Below are 4,792 nucleotides of genomic sequence, written 5' to 3' on the forward strand. Positions count from 1 at the left end.
AAAACAATAATTGGTTATGGCTGTCCTTCAAAACAAGGTTCTCATAAGGTACATGGTTCACCACTTGGTAACGATGGTATTTCTGAAATGAAATCCTTCCTTAACTGGCCATGTGAGAATGCATTTGAAGTACCTGCTGAAGTAACTTCACATATGGATTCACTTACAAAAGAACTTTCTAAATCTGAAACTTCATGGAATGCACTTTTTGAAAACTATAAAAAAGACTTCCCTGAGTTAGCAAGTGAATATGAATTGTGGATGAGTGGTGCAACACCTGATGCGTATTTAGAATCAGAAGAATTCTGGTCATATAATGAAACTACTGCATCAAGAAGTTCATCTGGTAAAGTGCTTAATAACTTAGCAGACAGAATTCCTAACTTGTTTGGTGGCTCTGCAGACTTATCACCATCAAATAATTCAGATATGAAAAAGAGAGAAAGCTTCTTTGCAACAAATTATGCAGGATCTAACTTACACTTTGGTGTTAGAGAGCATGTAATGACGGCTATTTGTAATGGTATCCAGGCACATGGTGGCTTAAAGTCATATGCAGCGACTTTCTTTGTATTCTCAGATTACATGAAGCCTGCAATTCGTCTTGCAGCTTTAATGGGTCTTCCTGTAACTTATATCTTAACACATGATAGTATTGGTGTTGGCGAAGATGGTCCGACACATCAACCAATCGAGCAACTTGCTATGTTGAGATCAATTCCTAACTTAAATGTTATCAGACCAGCTGATGCAAGAGAGGTTAGTGCAGCTTGGTACATGGCGATGAAGAGCACGAAAACGCCAACGGCTTTAATTTTATCTAGACAAAACTTACCAGCACTTGAGGGGTCTTCTAAGGAGGCGCTTAAAGGTGCATATGTGGTTTCTAAAGAAGCTGAGAAGCCAGCGGTAATTTTAATTGCTACTGGTTCTGAGGTGTCATTATGTGTTGAAGCACAAGCATTACTCAAAGCAGAAGGCATCGATGCAAGAGTAGTATCAATGCCTTGCCAAGAAGTATTTGATGCTCAATCTGATGCATATAAAAAAGAAGTACTTGTTAAAGGTGTTCCAAAGCTTGCTGTTGAAGCAGCAACAACATTTGGATGGCATAAATATGCATGCGACGTTATCGGAAGAGATGATTTCGGTTTATCTGCACCTGGTAATGAATTGTTCGAAGCTTTTGGTTTCACAGCTGAGAACATCGTAAAACGTGCAAAAGCATTAATTTCTTAATAAAGCTTTACAGAAGATTATAATTCTATTATAATCTTAGTATCTCAAGACTGGCGGAGTCAGTGGATAACCACGAGGGATTGAGTGTACTTTAAAATTTAGCCGACCGCCTGGGCGCTTACAGCCTAGGTGTGTCGGTTTTTTTATGCGATTATGAGATGATAAAAGCATATATAGAGCTGTGCACCTTGGTAAGTTATATAAAAAAGGAGCGCTAGCAAATGATGACAAATACTAATGTAATGAAAAACAAGAATGCAAAAGAGAATGGAAAATTACTACTTAAAGCAGAACATGACGGCTTCAACACTGGAAAATGGATTAATGAAATTGATGTCAGAGACTTTATTCAGACCAATTTAAAATCCTATGAGGGTGATGAGGCTTTTTTAGTTGGTCCTACCCAGCGAACAATATCAATTTTCGAAAAGGTTGAAGGCCTTTTACAAGAAGAAGCTCAAAATGACGGGGTATTGGACATTGATGTGGACCGCGTTTCGTCACTTTTAAGTTATGAACCTGGTTATATTCAAAAAGATCAAGAAATCATTTTTGGACTCCAAACAGATGAGCCCCTTAAACGTGGTGTAAATCCTTTTGGAGGCATCCGTATGGCAACACAGGCTTGTGAAGCCTATGGAAAGCGTCTTTCCAGTGAAGTGGTTTCACAGTTCGATTATAAGACTACCCACAATGAAGGGGTTTTTAGAGTCTATACAGATGAAATGAAGACCCTAAGGAAAAGTGGTGTTATTACAGGACTTCCAGATGCATATGGACGTGGCAGAATTATAGGTGATTATCGAAGAATCGCACTTTATGGAATCGATCAGCTTATTGCTCAAAAAATCGAGGATAAAATCAACTTGTCAAAGACTGCAATGACCGAAGAAAATATAAGGCAAATTGAAGAACTCTACAAGCAGATTGACTTCCTAAATAAACTTATAGAAATGGCCATGGCTTATGGTGACGATATCAGAAAACCTGCAAAGGACACAAGGGAAGCGGTCCAGTGGATTTACTATGGTTATTTGGCTGCGATTAAAGAACAAAATGGTGCAGCCATGTCTCTTGGTAGAGTGAGCTCCTTTATTGATATCTACGCTGAAAGAGATTTAGAACTTGGTGTTTATGGTGAGGCCCAAATCCAAGAAATAATGGACGACTTTGTGATTAAGCTCAGATTGGCGAGACAGCTCAGAACACCGGATTATAACCAATTGTTTGCAGGAGATCCCCTTTGGATTACTGAGTCGATCGGTGGCATCAATTTAGATGGGAAATCCATGGTGACCAAGAATTCCTTTAGATTTTTACACACCCTTACCAACTTGGGACCTGCCCCAGAGCCTAACATGACGGTTTTATGGTCCGAGCAATTACCAGAAGCCTTTAAAAAATACTGTGCAAAACTCAGCATTTTAACGGATGCCATCCAATATGAAAACGATGATATTATGAGACCTATATATGGGGACGACTACGGAATCGCATGTTGTGTTTCTGCTATGAAAATTGGCAAGGAAATGCAGTTTTTCGGTGCCAGATGCAACCTTGCAAAAACGCTTTTAATGGCCCTCAATGGGGGTTATGATGAAAATAACTTTGAGCTCATTGGTCCAGAGCATCCAGTCATGAATGATGAGATTTTAGACTTTGATAAAGTGTGGGAGAGATTTGATCACTATTTAGATTGGATCTGCGAAAAATACGTTAATACCTTAAATGTCATTCATTTCATGCACGATAAATACGCTTACGAAAAAACGCAAATGGCCCTTCATGATACTCATGTTCATAGATTTATGGCCTTTGGAGTAGCGGGGCTTTCTGTTGTGGCAGATTCCTTATCGGCGATAAAGTTTGCTAAAGTAAAGCCTCTACTTAATGCGAATGGCTTTATAGAGGATTTTATAACAGAAGGTGATTTCCCTTGCTATGGCAATGATGATAACAGAGTGGATGACATTGCTGTTAAACTTACAGAAAGTTTCATAGAAAAGCTTAGAAAGCATCCAACCTATAGAAATGCAACTCATAGCCTTTCGGTATTAACCATTACTTCAAATGTGGTATATGGTAAGAAAACTGGTAACACACCTGATGGTAGAAGAAAGGGTGAGCCTTTTGCACCAGGGGCTAATCCAATGCATAATAGAGATACCAAAGGGGCACTGGCTTCTCTTAACTCTGTTGCCAAAATACCTTTTGACGCTTGTAGAGATGGCATCTCATGTACTTTTTCAATTACACCTTCCTCACTTGGCTGTGATGAAAATGTCCAAAAAGAGAACTTAGTCTCGGTTTTAGATGGTTATTTTGGACAAAAGGCACATCATTTAAACGTAAATGTCCTTGATCAAAGCAAGCTTTTGGATGCCATGGAAAACCCAGAAAAATATCCAAACCTAACAGTGAGAGTTTCAGGATATGCGGTACATTTTCATAGACTTAGCAGAGAGCAACAACTTGAGGTCATCAGTAGAACCTTTCATAGTGTGCTTTAGGGGATTAAATTACCAACGTGATGTTGGGTTAGAACTTTTATTGTTTAGAGAACGTTTCGAGTTTAAGTGAGGTAAAATTGAGGAAGATTAGAATGCTTGATGATAAAGGAAGTCTTGAAAAAGTAAATACAAATATAGATTTAAAAGTATGTTCCAAAAGTGACACTAGGGTAGGCGTAGATTGTGAAACGAATCAGGATGCGAAATCTGAAACGAATCTTGATTTGAAATCTGAAGCGAATCTTGATTTGAAATCTGAAACGAATCTTGGTCTGAAATATGAAGACAATCAGAATCCGAATTCTGAAGAAAAATTGAATATTTTTCATATTGAGACCATGGGAACTCTAGATGGTCCAGGTATTCGCACGGTTGTGTTCCTTAAGGGGTGTCCTTTGAGGTGTCATTACTGTCATAATCCAGAGTCTTGGCAAAATCAAGATGAGAACTTTATGACTCATGATGAAATATTCAATTTGATCCTAAGGATGAAACCCTACTACAAAAATGGCGGCGGTGTCACCTTTTCAGGCGGTGAACCACTGGTTCAATCAAAGCAACTTTTAACTTTATGCATGAAACTCAAGGCAGAGGGGATTCACATTGCCATCGATACATCAGGATGTCTGATGAACTCATCGGTTAAAGCATTGCTCGAGTGGGTGGATTTGGTTCTACTAGATGTAAAGCATACAGATGCGTTAGCATATCATGAGCTCACAGGTGGTCAACTTGAGAACACAATTGGGTTTTTACAACATATTAAGGCTATTAATAAACCCTATTGGATAAGGCAGGTAATAGTCCCCAATTATAACGATGGAGAAGAGAATGTCATGGCACTGGATAAGTTAACTGAGTCAAACCACCGACAAAGACTAGAGCTGTTGGCATTTCAAAATAGTGGTATGGAAAAGTGGGCAATGGATTCTCCCTTTAAAAAGATCGCGTCATTGGACAAACAAATACTTGTAAAATTACAGCAAGTCTCAAAAAAATCTGTTTAAAGCACCTGAAAAGTGGATATCATATTTATAGTCAAA

At 38.6% G+C, this 4,792-nt stretch carries 3 protein-coding genes and 1 riboswitch; all 3 genes read left to right on the forward strand.

Going from position 1 to position 4,792, the window contains the following annotated elements:
• The coding region (locus AC220I_RS18180) for a transketolase-like TK C-terminal-containing protein (protein ID WP_486725288.1) at positions 1 to 1,239 on the forward strand (1,239 nt) is incomplete at its 5' end.
• 36 nt (positions 1,240 to 1,275) lie between these two features.
• A riboswitch (ZMP/ZTP riboswitch) is annotated at positions 1,276 to 1,362 on the forward strand.
• 119 nt (positions 1,363 to 1,481) lie between these two features.
• Complete coding sequence (gene pflB, locus AC220I_RS18185; RefSeq protein ID WP_486725290.1) at positions 1,482 to 3,749, forward strand: formate C-acetyltransferase; 2,268 nt, start codon at positions 1,482 to 1,484, stop codon at positions 3,747 to 3,749.
• 92 nt (positions 3,750 to 3,841) lie between these two features.
• Entirely contained in the window at positions 3,842 to 4,756 is a 915-nt protein-coding gene (gene pflA, locus AC220I_RS18190; RefSeq protein WP_486725289.1) for a pyruvate formate-lyase-activating protein, read from the forward strand.
• The last annotated feature ends 36 nt before the right edge of the window (positions 4,757 to 4,792 follow it).

Source organism: Fusibacter sp., assembly GCF_057447755.1.

Excerpts from the sequence above, each read along its gene's own strand:
- pflA (WP_486725289.1), top strand. The coding sequence starts at position 3,842 with ATGCTTGATGATAAAGGAAGTCTTGAAAAAGTAAATACAAATATAGAT.
- pflB (WP_486725290.1), top strand. The coding sequence starts at position 1,482 with ATGAAAAACAAGAATGCAAAAGAGAATGGAAAATTACTACTTAAAGCA.